General features: G+C 60.3%; 18 protein-coding genes. 8 read left to right on the forward strand and 10 right to left on the reverse strand.

Annotated features, from left to right (window positions below; genetic code table 11):
- Positions 1-8: 8 nt before the first annotated feature.
- The 8 genes from ABIE13_RS23275 to ABIE13_RS23310 form a co-directional block, all read right to left on the reverse strand.
- Positions 9-998 (reverse strand): Bug family tripartite tricarboxylate transporter substrate binding protein, encoded by a 990-nt coding sequence (locus tag ABIE13_RS23275; protein ID WP_354447912.1) that lies wholly within the window; start codon positions 996-998, stop codon positions 9-11.
- A gap of 452 nt (positions 999-1,450) precedes the next feature.
- Positions 1,451-2,887, reverse strand: a complete 1,437-nt coding sequence (locus ABIE13_RS23280) for an NAD-dependent succinate-semialdehyde dehydrogenase (protein ID WP_354447914.1) — start codon at positions 2,885-2,887, stop codon at positions 1,451-1,453.
- Positions 2,888-2,906: 19 nt separating this feature from the next.
- Positions 2,907-4,034 carry an iron-containing alcohol dehydrogenase gene (locus ABIE13_RS23285; protein WP_354447916.1) on the reverse strand — a complete coding sequence of 376 codons (1,128 nt, stop codon included), beginning with the start codon at positions 4,032-4,034 and terminating at the stop codon, positions 2,907-2,909.
- 68 nt (positions 4,035-4,102) lie between these two features.
- Positions 4,103-6,217 carry an acetate--CoA ligase family protein gene (locus ABIE13_RS23290; RefSeq protein WP_354447918.1) on the reverse strand — a complete coding sequence of 705 codons (2,115 nt, stop codon included), beginning with the start codon at positions 6,215-6,217 and terminating at the stop codon, positions 4,103-4,105.
- 106 nt (positions 6,218-6,323) lie between these two features.
- On the reverse strand, positions 6,324-7,481 hold the full coding sequence (locus ABIE13_RS23295; RefSeq protein WP_354447920.1) for an acyl-CoA dehydrogenase family protein: 1,158 nt from the start codon (positions 7,479-7,481) through the stop codon (positions 6,324-6,326).
- Positions 7,478-8,638, reverse strand: a complete 1,161-nt coding sequence (locus ABIE13_RS23300; RefSeq protein ID WP_354447922.1) for an acyl-CoA dehydrogenase family protein — start codon at positions 8,636-8,638, stop codon at positions 7,478-7,480. The genes ABIE13_RS23295 and ABIE13_RS23300 overlap by 4 nt, the downstream gene beginning before the upstream one ends.
- 41 nt (positions 8,639-8,679) lie before the next feature.
- The gene (locus tag ABIE13_RS23305; protein ID WP_354447924.1) at positions 8,680-9,825 is read right to left on the reverse strand and encodes a thiolase; all 1,146 of its coding nucleotides are present in this window, start codon (positions 9,823-9,825) and stop codon (positions 8,680-8,682) included.
- On the reverse strand, positions 9,822-10,217 hold the full coding sequence (locus ABIE13_RS23310; RefSeq protein WP_354447926.1) for a Zn-ribbon domain-containing OB-fold protein: 396 nt from the start codon (positions 10,215-10,217) through the stop codon (positions 9,822-9,824). Before ABIE13_RS23310 ends, ABIE13_RS23305 begins: the two co-directional genes overlap by 4 nt.
- A 566-nt stretch (positions 10,218-10,783) precedes the next feature.
- Here ABIE13_RS23310 and proV point away from each other — a divergent pair.
- The 8 genes from proV (at position 10,784) to ABIE13_RS23350 (ending at position 18,901) form a co-directional block, all read left to right on the forward strand.
- The gene (gene proV, locus ABIE13_RS23315) at positions 10,784-12,052 is read left to right on the forward strand and encodes a glycine betaine/L-proline ABC transporter ATP-binding protein ProV (protein ID WP_354447928.1); all 1,269 of its coding nucleotides are present in this window, start codon (positions 10,784-10,786) and stop codon (positions 12,050-12,052) included.
- A 16-nt stretch (positions 12,053-12,068) separates the two neighbouring features.
- Entirely contained in the window at positions 12,069-13,364 is a 1,296-nt protein-coding gene (proW, locus tag ABIE13_RS23320; protein WP_354447930.1) for a glycine betaine/L-proline ABC transporter permease ProW, read from the forward strand.
- A 31-nt stretch (positions 13,365-13,395) separates the two neighbouring features.
- Entirely contained in the window at positions 13,396-14,439 is a 1,044-nt protein-coding gene (proX, locus tag ABIE13_RS23325; protein WP_436278463.1) for a glycine betaine/L-proline ABC transporter substrate-binding protein ProX, read from the forward strand.
- Positions 14,440-14,726: 287 nt separating this feature from the next.
- Entirely contained in the window at positions 14,727-15,140 is a 414-nt protein-coding gene (locus ABIE13_RS23330; protein ID WP_354447932.1) for a glycerate kinase, read from the forward strand.
- Positions 15,141-15,198: 58 nt separating this feature from the next.
- Positions 15,199-16,137 (forward strand): branched-chain amino acid transaminase, encoded by a 939-nt coding sequence (locus ABIE13_RS23335; protein ID WP_354447934.1) that lies wholly within the window; start codon positions 15,199-15,201, stop codon positions 16,135-16,137.
- A gap of 13 nt (positions 16,138-16,150) precedes the next feature.
- The gene (locus tag ABIE13_RS23340) at positions 16,151-16,357 is read left to right on the forward strand and encodes a zinc-finger domain-containing protein (RefSeq protein WP_354447936.1); all 207 of its coding nucleotides are present in this window, start codon (positions 16,151-16,153) and stop codon (positions 16,355-16,357) included.
- Between the two features lie 50 nt (positions 16,358-16,407).
- Entirely contained in the window at positions 16,408-17,682 is a 1,275-nt protein-coding gene (locus ABIE13_RS23345) for an O-antigen ligase family protein (protein ID WP_354447938.1), read from the forward strand.
- 112 nt (positions 17,683-17,794) lie between these two features.
- The gene (locus ABIE13_RS23350; RefSeq protein ID WP_354447940.1) at positions 17,795-18,901 is read left to right on the forward strand and encodes a glycosyltransferase; all 1,107 of its coding nucleotides are present in this window, start codon (positions 17,795-17,797) and stop codon (positions 18,899-18,901) included.
- A gap of 65 nt (positions 18,902-18,966) precedes the next feature.
- Here the strand turns inward: ABIE13_RS23350 and ABIE13_RS23355 are convergent, their stop codons facing one another.
- Positions 18,967-20,235 carry a sensor histidine kinase gene (locus tag ABIE13_RS23355; RefSeq protein ID WP_354447942.1) on the reverse strand — a complete coding sequence of 423 codons (1,269 nt, stop codon included), beginning with the start codon at positions 20,233-20,235 and terminating at the stop codon, positions 18,967-18,969.
- Positions 20,236-20,272: 37 nt separating this feature from the next.
- A partial coding sequence (locus tag ABIE13_RS23360) for a hypothetical protein (RefSeq protein WP_354447944.1) occupies positions 20,273-20,474 on the reverse strand: 202 nt, incomplete at its 5' end.

Genomic DNA, 20,474 nt, shown 5'->3' on the forward strand with positions numbered 1-20,474 from the left:
GTCGTGATTTATCGGGCCTGGCCCATGATCTTGGTGAGCAGCGGCGTCACCGTCTTGAGTTCAGTCTGAATGCGTTGCTTCATCTGATCCGATGTGCCTCCAATGATCACGTAGCCATTCGTCTGGAAGTATTCCTTGTTGGCTTCCAGAGCTGCATGTACGGCTTTGTTCAGGCGCGCAATGATGGCCGGCGGTGTACCAGCAGGCGCTGCCAAGCCTGTCCAGGTGTCGGCATCAAAACCGGGTTGGCCCAGAATTTCTCCGACTGTGGGCGTGTCCGAAATCAAGGGAAGGCGCTTGGGGCTGCCGATGGCCAGCAACCGGTATTCGCCAGTCTTCACGCTGGGCATGACCGAGCCCACATAGGAGAACATCATGTCGGTTCTGCCGCCACGGAAGTCGGTCACTGCGGGACCTGCACCTTTGTAAGGCACGTGCAAAATGTCCACGCCCGCCGCATCTTTGAACATCTCACCGTTCTGGTGCAAAGAAGAGCCGCTGCCGGCGCTTCCGTAGGAAAGCTTACCCGGGTTCTTCTTGGCGAAATCAATGAGCTCCTGCGCCGTCTTGAATGGGGACTTGCTCAAGACCACCAGAGCCAGAGGGGCAATCACAGATTGAGAAATCGGTTCAAAGCTCTTGAGCGGATCGTAGGGCAACTTCGGATAGATCGCCGGGTTGACCACATGCACCCCTGCCGTGGTCGACAAGATGGTGTAGCCATCCGGCTCGGACTTGGCGGCAGCCTCCGCACCAATGATGCCACCTGCGCCCGCGCGGTTGTCGACGATGACGGTCTGGCCCAGATCCTTCTCCATTGCCAGCGCCATGCGGCGGGACACCAGATCCGTGGCGCCACCGGGAGGAAATGGCACGATCATGCGGATGGGGCGATTGGGGAAATCCGCAGCAAATGAGGCCAAAGGCGCGGCCAACGAAGTCGCGGCGAACAATGCCAGGACCGCGCGTCGCGCGACCGATGTACGGGAAATGGTCATGGAATGCTCCTTTGAATAATTAAATGATCTTCAAGCCATCAGCGATCAGTAGCCGTTGACGTCCAGTGCTTTGTCGGTGCAGTCATTGGCCCCCTGTGAAGCGAGAGCACATCCGGAAATGCGCCTTGGGGCACTCCAGACTCCACGTGGCAGCTGGCTCGAACAGAGCATTCGGCCCCGTGTCCCATGTGCATGGTTGTCTCTTGCTTTTCTTAGATGACCTCACCCTTCGTTGAGCATGTGGCTCCCCAAAGGACGTGCAATGAATGATAGGGAGCGCCCTTGCTGCGACATCTTCCAAATGAGCCCCCTGGTATGATCTTTTGTCATTGCTTTGTGCGGTGCCGCTACGACTTCTGGCGAATGACAGCACGCCAAAGAAAACGCCCTCGGAGCAGGAGCTCGCAAGGGCGTATAGAAAATTCGAAATATCGCTAAAGGACTGCCGGGATTCAATACATCTTATGAGAGACGAACTTCATGCTCGTAAACTCAAGCAAGCCTTCGGGCCCTCCTTCACGGCCATGACCACTATCTTTGACACCGCCAAAAGGTGCCCCAGGCGGGGCAGCGGTGCAATGATTGATCGAAAGCATGCCCGCCTCGATACGCTCAGCAATCAGCCGCGCCGACCGCGCCGATTCAGTAAAGGCATAGGCTGCTAGTCCGTAACCCAGCTCATTGGCCCGCCGCAACCCTTCGTCAAGAGTTTCGTAAGAGGCTATCAGTGCCAATGGACCGAAAGGTTCCTCGTTCATCGCTCGCGCTTCCACAGGAACATCCGCGAGCACAGTAGGCGCATAGAAGAAGCCACGGGTTCCTATGCGTCTCCCACCCGCCAACAATTTGGCACCACGCGACTGGGCGTCTTGAACGAGGGACTCAATGGCCGTACGTCGACGCTCGTGGATCAATGGCCCCATCTGCACGTCGTCTTCATTTGCGGCACCTACACGCAAACCGCGCACAGCCTGCGCGAATGCTTCGCAAAACTCGGTATAGCGGGGCCGGGCAACAAACATGCGGGTTGGAGCCACACAAACTTGCCCGGCATTGTTCAAAAACTTGGCACCAACTAAAGCGGTGACTGCCTTCTCAATATCCGCGTCCTCACAGACGAGCACCGGAGCATGACCACCCAGCTCTAAAACTGATCGCTTGATGTGCTCCGCGCACAATTTGCCTATGGCCTTACCCACCGCTGTAGAACCGGTGAAACTGACTACCCGCACTGCGGGGGCAGCAACCAACCGGGGAGCGATGCGCGTTGGATCACCGATCAGGAGGCTCACCAACCCAGGGGGTAAGCCCGCGTCGACGAAGCACTCCAGATAAGCCACACAGGTCCCCGGTGTTTCCTCAGTGGATTTAAGCACCACTGCGCAACCGGCAGCCAGTGCGCCACCCACCTTACGGGCCATAAATCCTACCGGAAAGTTCCAGGCGATCAAGGCAGCAACTACCCCCGCTGGCTCACGCATGGCTTCCAGATGCATCCCCGGCTCAGCCGGGATCACTCGACCATAGAGGCGACGTCCCTCAGCAGCATCCCATTCAATGATGGTTGCCGAGCGCAGCACCTCGCGCCGGGCATCATGCAGCGGTTTTCCGCCTTCGGAGGCCAGAAGGTGCGCGATTCGATCTACGCGCTCGCGAATCAGTGCCGCCACACGGTGCAAATCAATTTGGCGCTGCTCGGGCGAGCGCGCCCGCCATACCGCGAAAGCCTGCTCTGCACCCGCCACCGCTTGATCCACATCGTCATCGCTGGCACAGCGATACCTCCCCAAAACTTCCTCGGTCGCTGGGTTAACGACAACACGCACATCATCGCCACGGCCTTCTCTCCACTCACCTGCGATGAGTTGACGGAGTTGTGGATAAAGCATCGGTAAAGTCCCTTCTATCTCAAAATGCATCTTCGAGAATGCTGCGGTATCCTGCGACATCCACGGGTCTGGGATTCGTACGTGTGGACGGATCGCCGGGCGCAGCCTCGGCCATCGCATCGAGGCAATCGGCCGGCACCCCCATTTCACTCAATCGAAGAGGAAGCCCCAGGCGCACGTTGAGTTGCTCAACAGCCTCCGCCAAATCTTGGCCTTCAGGCAAGCCAAGAGCCCGCTCCAGCACCAGCGCCCGCGAAGCAACGTATTCGCGGTTGTAGCGCAATACGGCCGGCAGAAGTACGGCGTTGAGCGTGCCGTGGTGCAACAACGGCTCCTTGAGAGCCCCCAGTTGGTGGGCCAGGGCATGCACGGCGCCCAACCCTTTTTGAAAAGCAAGCCCTCCCATGAGAGCGGCAGCCATCATGTTGTGACGCGCTTCGATATTGGTGGGATCCCCCAGGGTGACTACTTCAATGTTCCTATACGCCAGTTCCGCACCATGTAGCGCGATGGCCGCCGCAACCGGGTTATCCACCGGCGAGAGGTAGGTTTCCACGCAGTGCGTCAAGGCATCCATGCCGGTAGCTGCAGTCAGTCGAGCCGGCAGGCCCAGCGTGAGTTCTGCGTCGCATATGGCCACGCGTGGCACCAAATGGAAGCTGCGCACGCTGCGCTTGCCGCCACTGCGCATGCTGATCATTGCGGATCGGCCAACCTCACTGCCGGTACCAGCGGTCGTTGGCACCGCGATGATGGGGGAGGCCTTCGGCAGTATGCGTGCCTCACCACCCTCCACCACGGTGTACTGAACCAGAGGTCCCCCATGAGTGGCCAGCACTGCCGTAGCTTTGGCTAAGTCCATTGGAGAGCCGCCGCCGAAGGCCACCAAACCATCGCAACCACTTGCAAGATACTGCCGCGCAGCGGCCTCTACCGCTTCCTCCGTAGGATTTTGCGGCGTATCAGAAAATACCACCGTATGAGGGGGACATTGAGCCATTAAGCGCTGCAGAAGGTCCGAGTCCGCCAAGCCAGGATCAGTGACCACCATCGGGCGCGTGATCCTCAATGTCACCAGTTCGTTCGGCAGTTGATTAAGCGCCCCGGGTGCAAGGTGCACCCGATTGAGGTAGTTGATGAGTGCCATTAGGTCTCCTAAGTTGAATATCTGTTCAGCCGGGTATTCAAAAAAATCTGATGCCCCCTCGCGGGCAGTCAGCGTTTCACAATCAGGGCGTCCACCGCGCAGCCACCCGAAGGCCTGGCGATGAATGGGTTGATCTCCACACTGTCCAATTCACCGGCATGCGCAGCGGCGAAGTTGGACAAGGCCACCAAGGCGCTGGCCAGAGTGTCCAGATCGACCGTTGGTTTGCCTCGCGCACCCGTCAATAGCGGGAGCCCCTGGATGCCGCGAATCATTTCGTGCGCTGTCGTCAAGCTCACAGGCGCACGCCGGAAGGTGACATCCTTGAACACCTCCACAAAGACGCCACCGAGGCCGAACATCACCATCGGCCCGAACACTGGATCGCGCGTAACGCCCATCACGGTCTCGACACCTCCGGTGATCATGGGCGAAACCATCACCCCGTCTATCTGGGCCTGAGGGCACGCACGCCCCACTGATTCCATCATGACCGCCCAAGCGGTGCGCACGGCTTCGGCATCGCGCAGGCCAAGTGCCACCCCTCCTACGTCGCTTTTGTGAGGAATATCCGGTGATACCACTTTCATGACAACCGGATAACCCATGGCCTGTGCCGCTGCCACCGCCTCCTCCGTAGTTGAGGCAAGCTCCAGTGGCGCAAACGGAATCCCATGCTGTGCCAGAAGCGTGCGAGCCGCAGCTTCGTCCAGCGCGCCAGCAGGCAGCGGCAGGACCTGACGAGCCTCCGATTCTTCAACTCTTGCCGGCGGGCGATCAAAGCCCGCAGCGATGCGCGCCACCGCCGCAATGGTCGCGGTGGCCCGGGCTGGATCGGAGAACACCAGAATGCCTTCACGCTGAATCTCTGCGGCGATCTCCGGTTTGGCGCGCATGCTCATCGCCACCAGGCGGTCCGGATGCTCGCGACGCAGCTGGTACAGCGCTTCCCGGATTTTCCCGAACTCGGCTTCGCTGCGCCCCATATTCGCATTGAAGGTCAGCACACTGTCAAAACCAGGATGCGCGAACACCAGTTCGAGAATGCGCGTCATGAGAGTGCGATCTCCCATGGTCTGTGCCGTGGTGTCAACCGGATTGACTCCGCTGGCGAACGGCACGATCTCCAGGATGGCCGTCTGGGTTTCTTGTGGCAAGGTAGGCAACACGAGACCAGTGCGGGTAGCTTCGTCCGTGGCGATCACGCCCACACCACCCGAGGACGTGACGACCCCCAGGCGATTGCCGCGCGGCATCGGGCCCACGGAGCAGGCATAGGCCAAGTCCACCATCTCTTCGAGCGAATTGGCCCGCCAGGCATTGGTCTCGCTCAGCACCGCGTCATAGACCACATCGCTGCCCGCCAGCGAGCCTGTGTGTGAGGCAGCAGCCGCTGCGCCTTGCTCGGTTCGGCCGACCTTCATCAAAATCACGGGTTTGCGGCGCAACCGCGCTTGCTCAAGCGCGCGGTACAGACGATCTCCATCGCGACAGCCCTCCAGGTAGACCATCACAACATGGGTCTGCGGGTCATTCGCCATCCAGTCTATGCAGTCGGCCACGTCCAGACCTGCCTCATTACCCGTGGCGACGAAGTGGCTGACGCGCACACCGCGGTCGCCTGCCAAGCCATACAGATAAGAACCGATGGCCCCACTCTGGCTGACGATGCCCACATGCCCGGGTTCGAACTGCTCGTGCTCCAGCGCAGTAATGAACGTCGCGTACATGGCCTGGTGCGAATTGAATACACCAATGCAGTTGGGCCCCAGCAAGTGAACGCCGGCCTGGGCGCACCGCGCGGCAATGCGTTCCTGCAACTGGCGGCCATCGTCCCCCATTTCTGCGAATCCCGAACTGAACACCACGATAGCGCTCACTCGCTGTTCAATCGCCTCGTCCACCACCTCGGCCACATGCGCGCCCCCGACGGCGACTATGACGAGATCGACAGGCTTGCCAATGGCGCGAAGCGAAGGGTAGGCTTTCACACCTTGCACTTCTGCCTGGGCTGGGTTGATAGGAAAGAGCTCACCAGCAAAGCCGCTGCGCAGCATGTAGGCGATAGGCCGACCGCCAATCTTCCGGGGATCTGAAGATGCTCCCACTACCGCTACCGACCGGGGGTGGAACAAGGAGTCCAAAGCGTGGGGCTGGTGGTCTGCTGGAAAAGAACTGGACATGGTTGATTGCAAATATTTTTTGATGAACTGGCTGATGGGGGGTCGCTGGGATCCGGTACGGGTCGCCAGGCATCCGGCTGAGTTTGAAAGGGGCCGGTTCCAGGTTCTATGTTTTAGGTAGCTTGAGCGCGCGCGTCGCGAGCAGGTTGCGTTGCACCTGAGCGGTTCCCCCAAAAATGGTCAACGGGCGAGTGCTCATGTAGAGCCATTCGAGGTCTTCCGGCAAGCCCAGGTGCGGGGCGGCGCCCAACAAGCCACCAGAGGAGCCGGCCAACTCCTGCACGGCCTCGGCGATGCGCTGCGTAGCCTCCGCATTGAACAGTTTGAGCATAGAAAAATCGTTGTCCGCGTCACCCCCGGCGAGGGCTGTCTCACACACCTGCTCGTACAAAGCCGAGGCGTCTGCAACGTCGCAGGCGTGCCGCTCCAACACTTCGCGGTAACGGTCGTCGCCTTGCAGTCCCAGTGCCGTGCCGGTGCGCATGAGTACCGACAACGCGTGGCGCAAAAGTTCGGGCGAACCATGGCTGAAGCGCTCAAACCCAAGCAACGCCTTACCCACTGACCAACCATCACCCACCTCACCTACCAGATGGGCACGCGGAACGACTACATCGTCGAAGAACACCTCGCAGAAGTGCTCTTCCCCCGCCAAAGTGCGGATCGGACGCACACGAATGCCTGGAGTGGACATGTCTGCCAGCAAGAATGTGATGCCTTGCTGCTTCCTGGCCTCCACACTGGTGCGCACCAGCATGAAGATCATGTTCGAATCGTTGGCCATCGTGGTCCAGGTTTTCTGGCCATTGATGACAAAGTGGTCACCGCAATCCTTGGCCGCCGTCCGCAGGTTCGCCAGATCCGATCCGGCGTTGGGTTCCGAATAGCCCTGGCACCAGACATCGTCTGCCGAGAGAATGCGCGGCAGACAAGTCGCTTGCTGTTCAGGCGTGCCGTATCGCAACAAGACAGGGGCCAGAAGACGCAGGCCCATGTCCATGGGACGTGCAGCGCGAAAACCCTCGAGCTCCTGTTGATAGATCAGTTGCTTGCGAAGAGACAGTCCCATGCCCCCGTGCTCTGCCGGCAGGGCCGGGGCACGCCAGCCGTCGCGGTACTGCGCCTTCAGCCACTGCCGCGCTTGGGCACCGGTCAATCGGCATAGAGGATCGCGCAGTGGCGACTGGTAATTGGCTTCTATCCATCTACGGAACTGGAGCCTGAATTCATCGTCGCTGAGTTGATTGCGGTCCATGCGGGTCATGAGCTTGTTCCGTGCAGGTCGGCGTGAAGGGCGTATTGCCGGCGATGATGGCTGCCATTGCCCAGAAACGCTGCCCAGCGCAGGGCCGCTTTCAGATAACAACCGATGGATGCTTCCGCCGCAAAACCTATGGCCCCATGAGCCTGCACCCCAAAGCGGCCGGCCAGCAGGGCGGCATCAGAGGCACGCGCTTTGGCGGTCGCAATGGCCGCACGTGCAGCGGCGCTCTCAGGCGCTTGGGCGTGCCGCCGCAACGCACTCTGGCATGCCGCGCGAGCCAGTGCCTGTTGCAATTTCACATCCACGCTCAAATGCTGCATGGCCTGGAAGCTGCCAATGCGCTGGCCGAACTGCACACGCGTACGCAAGTACTCCAGCGTGATTTCAAGCGCGGCGCTAGCCAGGCCCACCAGTTGCCAGGCGGCCAAAAGCAGAGCTTCATCCAGGGCGGCTGACAACGCAGCACTTACGGCCGGGCCTTGAGCCAACAAGCTCTCGTGAGTCAGGGGAACGTCGTCGAATGAAGCCACCGCCACACTAGCACCGTCGCTGGTCAGCGATTCAACCAGGCTCACACGTTGGTCCTCTCGCGCCACCCGCCACAAAGACAGACCGCCATCGAGCAGTGCTGTGACCAAGAGGCTGTCAGCGAATGAACCGCAGGCAACGCCGATCTTTTGGCCACTCAGCATGTAGGCCCCATCGCTGCGACGCTCCACCTTCGTGGTGACGCACGAAGGATCCAGGCTGCGAGCATCTTCCTGCCAGGCCAGCGTGCTCACATGGGAGCCATCCAGCAGGCCCTGCGTCAAGGGGAGCCACCCGGCGGCCTCAGAAAAACGGGACGCCAGCAACGCCGGCAGGATGGCGCACGACAGCAACGGCTCTGGCACGGCATGGCGACCCAACTGTTCAGCCACTATGGCAGCATGCACGGGTTCCAGGGCGCTGCCACCCAGAGCCTCAGGCAGGCGCAAGGCCAGCCAGCCTTGTTCGGCCATGGCGGCCCAAAGCCTGCGATCCAGCACCGATTTGCCGTGGTACAGCTGCTGCAGGCGCTCCAGACGATGCTCCTGGCTCAGGAAATCCTGAACGGCGTCGCGCAGCAGAATTTGGGTTTCGTCTTGTGCATCCAGGTAGGTCACGTCGCGCCGCATCTCTCAGAAGAATCAGTGGAGAAAACCATGCTGCCACCTTCTCAAACCGTGGCCGCACTGCCGAGAATCACCGTGCTTTGGCTTGAAAGGACACCGCCGTTGCCGTGAGCCAGGGCAACGTTGCAATCTGCAACCTGGCGCTGGCCGCATTCGCCTCGCAGCTGACGAACCGCCTCAATCAATAGGAACAAGCCATACATGCCGGGATGGCAGTAAGACAGGCCGCCACCGTTGGTATTGGTAGGAAGCGCACCGCCTGGACGAAGCTTGCCGTCAGAGACAAACGCCCCGCCCTCGCCCTTGGGGCAAAAGCCCAGATCTTCCAGAAACAGCAAGGTGGTCAAGGTAAAGGCGTCATAGACCTCGCGCACGTCGATGTCCTTGGGCCCAAGTCCTGCGCTGGCATAAGCCAGCGCGCCAGATTGACGCGCCGCAGTGCGGGTCAGGTCCGCCATGTTGGAGATGGCTGTATGGCTGGCCGATTCGCCGCAACCCAATACATAGGCGGGCGGCTTGCGCAGATCACGTGCACGCGCAGCAGAGGTCATTACCAAAGCGCCACCACCATCAGTCACCAGGCAGCAGTCCCGCACGGTCAGGGGATAGCTGACCATGCGCGAACTCAGCACCTGCTCTATGGTGAGATCCTTTTTCTCCCAGGCGGCCGGGTTGAGTTGCGCCCATTTGCGCGCTGCCACGGCGATTTCTGCCAGCTGCTCTCGGGTGGTTCCGAATTCATGCATGTGCCGCGAGGCCGCGAGCGCGTAAGCCGTGGACGGCAAAAAAGGCCTAAATGGCGTTTCATACGGATTGATGTCCTTGCCGCGAGTGGCTGAACGGCCCTCTGTACGCTGGGTGCTCCCATAGGTCACCACGGCCACTTCGCAAAGGCCGGCCTCAATGGCCGCTTGTGCGTGCGCCACGTGCGTCATGAACGATGAGCCACCCAGGTAGGTCGAATCGCCATGGCGAGGATCAATACCCAGGTACTCTCGCAAGGCCAATGTCACCATGCGGCTCTGTGTGGCTGCGCCAAACAAGCCATCGACATCGCGCAGTTTCAGCCCGCAATCGTCCAGAGCCCGGCCAATCCCCTGGGCCATCAGATCCAGTGGCGACATGCCCTCGGCCACTTCCCCCAGATCGGACTCGGCCACCCCTACGATGGCGCAGCTTCCGCGCTTCATGCTGCTTCTCCTGCCAGATCAAAAACAGGCAGCGGCGCTTCATCTCCCGTTGCCTCTACGACGCGCACCTTCACGCGCTGGCCAATGCGCACCTCCAACGGCGGTAGCCCTTCTACGCGCGACATCATCCGAAACCCCTCGTCCAGATCAATCAAGGCCACGTTGTAAGGACTGCCTTCACGCGGATAGACGACCGTGGTGGCGTGGACAGTTCCATGGCCCTGGCTGACGCGCCACTCCAATTCATCACTGCCGCTGTAAGGGCAGAGAAGCCTCGGGAAAAACACCGCCCGGCCCGCCGAGGGGCTGAACTGATAGGCAAGCTGCCCAGCTCGCAAATGACGGTGATAGGTCGCCAGAGGCGACTCGGAGACAGGGGAAGTCTGGGACATGAGGGAAATCACGAAATGACAAGTTGATTCTTCACGCCCAAGTGTGTTGCGCGCGATGCACTTCCTGACCTTCCGCTTGCGAGGACAGACATGTCATTTACGAATGGCAGGCCACACCTGAGGTCGGTCTGAACAAGCCGGTTCGCTGCCTCAATGGGCCAATTTACCGGAGGTCTTTGCCGGCAGCTCGGGTGTGCCGCACCCTAGGCAAGGGCCGCTCTTCATTACTACCGAAGGGTTTTATAGACAGCCTCATATTAATTTTGATATAATGCTTTCTTTTCGATACTTGGCGTTCCGATTTCTCGGAGCCAGGTTTGTTCGCAGTCATCGGTCCTAGTGGTACTTATGCCCGGACCTGATCACGGTGCTATGGGTGGAGTGTCAGCAGGCACATAGTTCCCACGGCATTGGCCTATCCGCTATCGGCGCAGGCTCACGCGAACTCTCCACAACCCACAACCAGGCTCGGCTCAAGGCTCGCCTGTCGTTGTCGGCGTCGTTGGCGTCGTTTCGGCTCGCGGCTTCAGCCCTCCTCGGTTGTCATAAAACCGGAGGAAATCATCGTGGCAAAGCAAATTCAGATCGACCACCTGTTCAAGGTGTTTGGCGATTCGCCCGAGCGCGCCCTGGCGCTGGCAAGCCAAGGCTTGAGCAAACAGGAAATCGTTCAGAAGACCGGCCAATCAATCGGTGTATTCGACGCCTGCCTCAACATAGAAGCAGGCGAGATTTTCGTCATCATGGGCTTATCAGGGTCGGGCAAATCCACCCTGGTTCGCATGTTCAATCGGCTGATCGAGCCCACGTCAGGGCGCATCGTGGTCGATGGCGAAGACATCGCTCAATACAGCGACAAGCAGTTGCGTGATTTCCGTCGTCGGCACATCAGCATGGTGTTTCAGTCATTTGCCTTGCTGCCGCATCTGACCGTGCTGGACAACACCGCTTTCGGACTCGAACTCGCAGGCGTTGCGCGGGCTGAGCGTGAAAGCTCTGCACGTGCAGCCCTGGAACAGGTGGGCCTGGCGGTATGGGCAGGCAGCTATCCCGACGAACTGTCTGGCGGCATGCAACAGCGCGTTGGGCTGGCTCGCGCTCTCGCGGCCGATCCTTCTATCTTGCTGATGGACGAAGCATTTTCTGCACTGGACCCCATCATCCGATTCGAGATGCAGGGAGAGTTGCTCAGGCTGCAACAGGAAAAGCGCCGCACGATAGTCTTCATTTCGCACGATCTGGACGAAGCCATGCGTATCGGCGATCACATTGCCATCATGAAAGATGGCCAAGTGGTCCAGGTGGGTACGCCAGAGGAAATCCTGCGCCGTCCAGCCAACGACTATGTGCGCCAGTTCGTGCGCGGGGTAGACGCGGCCGCAGTGTTCAAAGCTGGAGACATCGCCCGCAAGACGCAGGTGGAAATATCGGAAAGCCCCACCCGCGGCTGTCGTCCCGCCTTGAAGCGCCTTCAGGACCACGATCGGGAATGGGCCTATGTGGTGGATACGTCCCATAGATACCTCGGGACAGTCTCCGCGGACTCGCTGCGTGCTGCATTGCAGGGACGCGAAGGTCCTCTGGGGTTGAAGAACGCATTTGTCGACACCGTTCAACCCATCGCTGCCGATACCCCCATTGCAGATCTCTATGGCCACATGGTGTCGCAACCTGCGCCCTTGCCTGTGGTCGGAGCAGACGGAGGTTTCGTCGGCACCATCAGCAAGAACAGGCTGCTGACCTTCCTGGACCCCAACACCGACGCAGACGGCAATCCGCTTCCTGCCGCCAAGACTGATTCCGAGGCTGAACCCGTCGCCGCAGCGACCGCCTGAATACCGAACAAATCCTATGAATACTTCCGACAACGCCACCTTTGTGGACCCCTATCAGGCCGCACCTGCAGACGCAGCGCCCGCCTGGCTGCAAGGCCCCAACGCGACCGCAGAGAACGCAGGCATCGCTCCCCCAGAAATGAGCGCAGCGCCCGACGTGTACCAGGATCCCTATCAAGCCATTCCTGCAGACGCCCAACCCGAGTGGCTGAATGGCCCGCAAGCGGTCACGCAGGATCTGACCGGGCCGATGACGGCAGCAGGTGATGGCCTGGCTTCCGCCAGCCACAACGCGGCGCAGCAAGGTGCAGACACCTTGCCCGCGGTGACGGGCTGGTTTGACGGTACCCTGCCAGTGCAGGATTGGATCAACCAGGGCCTGAACTGGTTCGTCGACAACTTCCGCCCCGCGTTCCAGGCGCTGCGCCAACCCGTTGACGCCCTGCTGGGCGGGGTAGAGGCGGCGCTGCAATATCCACCGACGCTGGTCATGATCGGCATTCTGTCACTGCTGGCCTGGCAATTGGCAGGCGCCCGCATGGCCATCGGAACCTTGGTGTCCTTGCTCGTCATTGGATTGCTGGGCATCTGGTCGGAGGCCATGGTCACCCTGTCACTGGTGTTGACAGCGCTTTTCTTCTGCGTGCTGATCGGCATGCCTTTAGGAATATGGCTGGCTCGCTCGGAGCGCGCCAACCGCGTGATGCGGCCATTGCTGGATGCCATGCAAACCACGCCCGCATTCGTGTACCTGGTGCCTGTAGTGATGCTCTTTGGCATTGGCAACGTGCCCGGCGTCATTGTCACCATCATCTTCGCGTTGGCGCCCTTGGTGCGACTGACCAATCTGGGTATCCGTCAGGTGCGCCCCGACCTGGTGGAAGCTGCACAAGCCTACGGCGCTTCGCCCTGGCAACTTCTGACGCGGGTACAGATCCCCCTGGCCATGCCCTCCATCATGGCCGGCATCAACCAGGCGTTGATGCTGAGCCTGTCCATGGTGGTGATCGCCTCGATGATCGCTGTCGGTGGCCTGGGACTCATGGTGTTGCGCGGCATTGGTCGGCTCGATATGGGTCTGGCCACCGTAGGGGGACTTGGCATCGTGATTCTGGCCATCGTCCTGGACCGGTTGACGCAGGCTCTCAGCCAACCTCGTCGCCATGGTCAGCCTTGGCATCAGCGTGGGCCCATTGGTTTGGTTCGCAGGCTGACCCGCACGCGTGCCACGCCTGCCGCAACTGCTGCACCTTCCGCAGCCGCTACCGCTCCCGGCCGCCCCAGCGTGCCCCCCATTGCGCACTCCGCCTAAATCCATCAGCCGACATTCAAGGACTCCCAGCGTGACTCCAAATACCTTCAATTCCCTGTCCTTATTGCGGCGCGCCAGCCTGGCCATCGTGTCCGCCGCTCTCCTGTCCCTGACTCCTGCAGCCCATGCATCGTCTGATCTGCAGTTGCCTGGCAAAGGGGTGCGCGTGCAGCCGCTCAAAAGCTCGATTGCAGAGGAAACCTTCCAGACCTTGCTGGCCATGAAAGCGCTGGAGAAGTTGGGCTATGAAGTGCAGCCCATCCGCGAAGTCGAGTACCCCACTGCACACCTGGCCATTGCCAATGGAGATGCCACTTTCCTGGCAGCCCACTGGGATCCCATGCACGGCGATTTCTACAAAAACTCGGGGGGCGACGCCAAACTTTGGCGTGAAAACACGTATGTGGCAGACAACATTCAGGGCTATCTGATCGACAAGAAAACGGCTGACGAACACAACATCACCAACATGTCCCAATTGGCTGAGCGGGATATTGCCAAACTGTTCGACACCGATGGCGATGGCAGAGCGAACCTGACCGGCTGCACGCCTGGGTGGGGTTGCGAAACCATGATTGAAACGCACCTCACTGCCTACAAGCTGCGCGACACCGTGCAGCACCAACAAGGCAGCTACCCGGCCCTGATGGCGGACGTGATTGCCAGGTACAAAGCCGGACAGCCGGTTCTCTACTACACCTGGACGCCGTACTGGGTCAGCAATGTACTGGTGCCTGGCAAAGACGTCGTATGGCTGCAAGTGCCGTTTTCTGCGTTGCCAGGCGATCAGGCGGGTGTGGACACCACGCTTCCCAACGGTCGCAACTACGGCTCGGTCATCAACCATCAGCGAATCCTGGCCAACCGCGCCTTCATTGAGGCGCATCCCGACGCAGCCAAGCTTTTCTCACTCATGAATCTGTCGGTGGCGGACATCACCGCGCAAAACAATGCCATGAACGACGGCAAAAATTCCGCGGCAGACATCGAGCGCCAGACCGAAGGCTGGATCAAGGCCCACCAAACGCTCTTCGACGACTGGCTGTCGCAAGCACGGGCGGCCGCCAGCCGCTGAGCAGGTCTGGTCCTTGTTACTTATTCCATTCGAAATGAAATAAAAAGCACTACTACCGCGAAATTCAAGGACTTATGATCTGAACATCCGTTCGGGATGAGCGTGTCGAAGCATTAAACAGTGCGTCGACAGGTTCCGCCCAAACGGCTTTTTGTTGTTCCGAGAATCATCTCCCAAGCGGTGAGTTCAACTCTCAGAACCTGATCAGCAGTCTCTCTGAAGTGATTCATCTGGCCCCTTGAGTGGCCTCTTCAGGGACAGCGCAAAAGACACGCGACAATCACAATATGAATTGGCAAAAAATTCTTACTCTCATAGCCGCCATAGCACTGGGTGCTGGCGCCTGGCGCACTGGTGGCTGGGCAGGCATTGCCCTGGTGGGCAGCGCCTTGGTGCTCTGGTTCCTGCTCAGCTACACCCGGCTCATCACCATCATGAAGCGCGCAGCCGACCGCCCTATCGGCTATGTAGGCAGCGCAGTCATGCTCAATGTGAAATTGCGGCCCAAACTCTCACTGATGCATGTGGTCGGCATGACTCGTTCACTCGGCGAACGCATGTCGCCGGAAGGCGTGGAGCCTGAAATCTACCTCTGGCGCGATCCTGGAAACTCCAAGGTCACCTGCGAATTTGTAGGGGGGCGCCTGGTCCGCTGGCAATTGGAGAGGCCCGCGCAGACCGAGGAATCTGGCGAAGTTTAGAATTCGCCCTGCAAGGTGGCCTGCCGCCACTTCAACAATACTGAGCTGAGGAATACCCATGAGCGCTGCTGCCCTCCCGTTGGACGATCGCGACGGCAAGATCTGGATGGACGGCCAATTGGTCGACTGGCGCGATGCCAAGATCCACGTATTGACCCACACACTGCACTACGGCTGCGGCGCGTTCGAGGGCGTTCGTGCCTACAACACGGCGGGCGGCACGGCCATCTTCCGTCTTGAGGAGCACACGGATCGCCTCTTCAACAGCGCCAAGATCCTGCGCATGAAGATGCCGTTCACCAAGGAAGAAGTCAACGAAGCGCAAAAAGCCGTTGTGCGGGAAAACAAGCTGGAGAGCTGCTACCTGCGCCCTCTGGTTTGGCTAGGCTCGGAAAAGCTGGGCGTCAACCCACGCGGCAATAAGGTCCATCTGATGGTTGCTGCATGGGCCTGGGGCGCCTATCTGGGCGAAGAAGGCATGAAACGCGGCATCCGCGTCAAGACCAGCAGCTACACACGCCATCACGTCAACATCACCATGACGCAGGCCAAAGCGGTCAGCAACTACAGCAACTCGATCCTCGCCAACATGGAGGCCCTTGACGACGGCTACGATGAGGCTCTGCTCCTGGACGCTAGCGGTTTTGTGAGTGAAGGCGCTGGTGAGAACGTGTTCGTGATCAAGGACGGTGTGGTCTATACGCCTGATCTGTCGGCTGGCGCGCTCAACGGCATCACCCGCAATACCGTGCTTCACATCTGTGAAGACCTGGGTGTCAAGCTGGTGCAAAAGCGCATTACCCGCGATGAAATCTACATCGCGGACGAATGCTTCTTCACCGGCACAGCGGCAGAAGTCACCCCTATTCGCGAGCTTGACCGGGTTGAAATCGGATCCGGTTCGCGCGGTCCGCTCACGGAAAAGATCCAGAACGCATTCTTTGACATCGTGAATGGCCGCAACGCCAAATACAGCAAGTGGCTCAGCAAGGTCTGAGCGGAGCAAGCGCATGAGCCAAAATATCATCGAGTTGAATGCATCGGAAGTCACGCCCGAAGGCGGCGCTTTCTGCCCTAACCCTAAAGCAGACATGCAGTTGTGGAACACCCACCCGCGTGTCTACCTGGACGTTGCCCACTCGGGCGAAGCCAAGTGTCCTTATTGCGGCACGGTCTATCGGCTTAAGGACCCTTCTTCTTTCCACGCGGCACATTGAGCTTGGTATTCGCTCCTGACCGCCCCGGCCCGCCACCGCCTTCCAACAAATTGTCCCTCCGAACCGCGCCCCTGGAGCCAAAGGCCCTGGATGCTGCGGTTTTTCTGTTGCTGGCGTTGTCACTTTCCATACCCTCGGGATATTCCTGGGGTGCGGTTCTCCTGCTCCTTTTAGGCCTGTACCGCTGGCCGGCAGTGCTGCGCGGCCGTCTCTCATGGCCTGGCGACATGCGGGCCTGGGCCGGCGCGATCTTCCTCATGGGAATGGTCTGGAGCATGCATATCTTCGTGGACGGCAAGCTCGTGACCAATTCCCTCGGGGTGGACCGAAGCGTCAAGTATTTGCTCGTATTTCTGACCTTGCCTGCGCTCCTGGTAGGTCGGCCTTCCGAAAAGGCCTTGAACTGGGGTTGCTGGGTAGGTGCTATCGGCGCTGGCTTGACTGCCCTGTGGCAGATCGGCATTTTGGGGTGGGACCGCGCTGCCGGCTATACCAACGCCATCCAGTTCGGTAATCTGGCCCTGCTTCTGGCTGCGTGGAGCGGCGCCCGGGCGTTGCGGGCACAGCAAGGCTGGCAGAAAGCGGTGGGCTGGATCGCGGTGCTCCTGGGCATGGTGGCCAGCGTAGCCTCTGGCAGCCGGGGCGGCTGGCTTACGCTGCCAGCGCTCATGTTGCTGATTTTCTGGTTGAAAGCGCCGCCGCGTTCCACAGGCAAATCCTTGTCACACGCCCTGCGCGCGGCTGCCTTCACTGTGGTGGCCTGCCTGGCACTGCTGGCTTTGCCACCTGTGCAGCAGAGGGTGAGTATCGGTATCGACGAGTGGCAAGCACACGAGTTGCAGGCTGAGAACACTTCGGTCGGGCTGCGTCGTTCGTTCTGGAAATTAGCGTTGGAAGTCGGCGAAGCCCATGCTTGGCTGGGCGCAGGGCAAGACGGTTACGAAAGACTGCAAAGACAAGCCGTGGGTCGAGGCGATATGCCTGATGCCGCGCTTGAATTCAACCACGCACACAATGAGTGGTTAGACATGTTCGCCAAGCGAGGTCTGCTGGGCGTCGCCGGACTGGCCCTGTTCTTTGTCGTGCCGGGCCTGATCTTCGCGCGGGGTTTGCGCCGCGAACCGGAAGACACGCAGGGCGGAGGTGCAACCGAACACGCCGATGAACGCCGCGCCATCGCCGCTTGCGGCCTGATGACGGTACTCGGCTTCGCCGGTTTCGGCCTGACCCAGGTGATGTTTGCCCACAATAACGGCAACATGATGTACTTGCTCATGGTAACGATATGGCTCGCGTGCTTGCAGCGCCCCACCGTCAGATCGTGAGGACGCTTGCTCTGTCCGGTATTCGCTCGATTGCGGCCTTCTGCTCTCTGAGCCTATGCGCGGCGCCAAGCCGGCGCCTGGCTCAAAAGCCAAAGAACCCCATGGATTTGCCATGAAGACCTCCCAGGAAGCGCGCCCGTTACGCGTGCTGCACTTTGTCTCCGGCGGCTTTTCGGGCGCTACCCAGGTCGCGATCGATTTGTGCGGGCAACAGCCCGGCCAGGAAACACTGCTCGTTCTCAGGCGCCGTGCCTCCATCGACCCCGCGCCCAGGGTCGCACAATTGCGTGCCCAAGGTTTGCAAGTGGAAGTTGTGCCACGCTGGTCTCACACCGTGACCATCATGGCGCTGAAGCGCATTTGCCATCAATGGAAACCCGACGTGCTTGTGGCGCATGGCTTCAGTGAGCACCTTTGGGGCCGCTATGCCGGACTGAAAGCCGGTGTTCCCCGGCTGATTCAAGTGGAACACAATGTGCGTGAACGCTACGGATTCTGGCGCCTGCGCAAATCGCTATGGCTGGCCGAGCGTACCGAGCGCATCATCGGCGTTTCGCGCGCGGTGCGCGATGCGTTGGTTCGCCTGGGCCACCCCGCTGAGCGCTGCACCGTGGTCCTGAACGGCATCGACCTCTCGCGCTGGACTCAGGGCCGCCCCTGGGACGAACGCGAAGACGCCATCGTGATGCCTGCGAGATTTGCCGGACAGAAAGACCATTTCACCCTTATTCGGGCCGCAGCCTTGTTAGCTGAGCAAGGACTGCGACCCACGATCTATCTGGCTGGAGAAGGTAAATCCAGCTGGCGTCAGCGCGCCGAAGCCCTGGCCCGCAAGTTGGGCGTGGACCAGCAGGTGCGTTTTCTGGGTCACGTAAGCAATCTCCCGGAGCTGCTCGGCCGCGTCAAACTTTGTGTCTTGTCCACCCACTACGAAGGCCTGGGGCTGGGCTTGATCGAAGGAATGGCTTCTGGCTGCTGCGGCATAGGAACCGACGTGGAAGGCGTGCAGGAAGTCCTGACGCATGGCGAAACCGGATTTCTGGTTCCGCACGAAGACGCCCAGGCCCTGGCGCAAACCATCACGAGCCTATTTCAGGACCCTGCCACGGCCTCGCGCGTAGCAGAGGCCGGGCAAGCGCATGTGCATGCCGTGTTTGATCGCCGGCGTATGCGCCAGCAATACCTGGATCTGTTTCTTCAGCCTGCCAAAGGCAGCTGAGCGCAGCGGGATACGGAGACTTTTCAGGCCCACCCACGCGAAGGCCGGGCGACCCGGGCGCGTTATCAGGCCCTGGAGTCCGCGTCGGCAGGCAGCCGCAACTCGAAGCAGGCGCCACCGCCTACGCGGTCACCGCATGCCACTGAACCGCCGTGGCGCAGGGCTATGGAGCGCACAAGCGACAACCCAAGGCCTACCCCACCTTCACGCTCACTGGCACCGGGCAGCCGATAGAAGGGCTCAAAAATGCGCTCACGCTGCGCGGGCGGCACGCCTGGTCCGCGATCGTTGACTCGCAACACGGCGTGTGCGCCTTCCAGGCTCAGCTCTGCACTGACCTCGCCCGAACCACCCGCACGATGTCCGTGGCGGCAAGCGTTTTCCAGCAGGTTGCGAACGGCACGGCGTATCAGTTTGGCGACCCCCGGCACGATGACCTCGGGCGTATCGGGCGCCAAGTCCATGGCGGCATCCACGCGAGCACACTCTTCAGCCAACAATCCAATAAGATCGATGGCTTCCACTGTACCCAGGTCGGCCTGATTGGCGTCAAGCCGGCTGGCCAGCAAAATTTCGTCGACCAGTTGATCCAACTCCGAAATATTGCGTGCAATTTCGGAGCGGGCGGCAGGCGGCGTCTGCGGCCCCATCAGCTCGATAGCCATGCGAATACGCGCCAAGGGCGAGCGCAACTCATGCGAAGCATTCGCCAGCAAGGACTTTTGCGACTGAAGCAGCGCTGCCTGTGAGTCCATCAGACCCTCAATACGCGTAGCAGCATCATTGAAGTGGCGCGACAGATCCGCCACTTCGTCTTCACCACTTGTGGGCAGGCGCACGGACAAATCGCCTTCTCCCCAGCGTTTCACACCACGTTGGAGTGACTCCAAACGCAGAGTCAATCTACGGGCCACCGGGAAAACGCCCAGCATGACGACGAAACCGGCAAGGGCTAAAGTCCAGAGAAACCCATAAGGCGGACGCAGCCATGGCAGCGGCGGCTCATTCTTGCGGCCCCCTGCCCCACCTGGCCCACGATTGCGCGGCGCGAGATGCACGCTCAATTGCTGGCCGTCGTTCAAGGTCACTGCAAAGTCCAGGCCCTGGCCTGGCGGCCCTCGCCGCGGAGGCATCTCGGCTGTACCTATCAACTCGCCGGCCGCGTTGCGAACGTACACCTCGCGCGGCGCAGGCGGCTGACGGTCTCTTTCACGTTCTTCTTCGGCTGCCTGCCAGGCCCAGCCCACAAGCAGGCTCAAGACCGCCACACTGCCTACAACCGCCAACCAGATGCGCAGATAAAGTTTGCGCGCGATGGGAGATGTCCAACTCATGACGCGGTGCTCAAAGCGTGTTGACTAGGGCGTGTCATCAATTAACCCCCCCACGCGCTGACTCGCCCTGAGGACGGATACGCGAAGGCAGACGCAGGCCGTAGTGATCTACGGCCAAGGCTGCCGACAAAGTAGACGCCGCAGGGCGAGCCAGCCCGAAGGGTTGCCAAGCCAGGGAGCGCCATGCGTTGTTGTGGCTCGCTTGTGTACAGTAGTACACGGCGCTCGCCACGCCTAGC

The organism is Ottowia thiooxydans (assembly GCF_040548795.1).
Classification (GTDB): domain Bacteria; phylum Pseudomonadota; class Gammaproteobacteria; order Burkholderiales; family Burkholderiaceae_C; genus Ottowia; species Ottowia thiooxydans_A.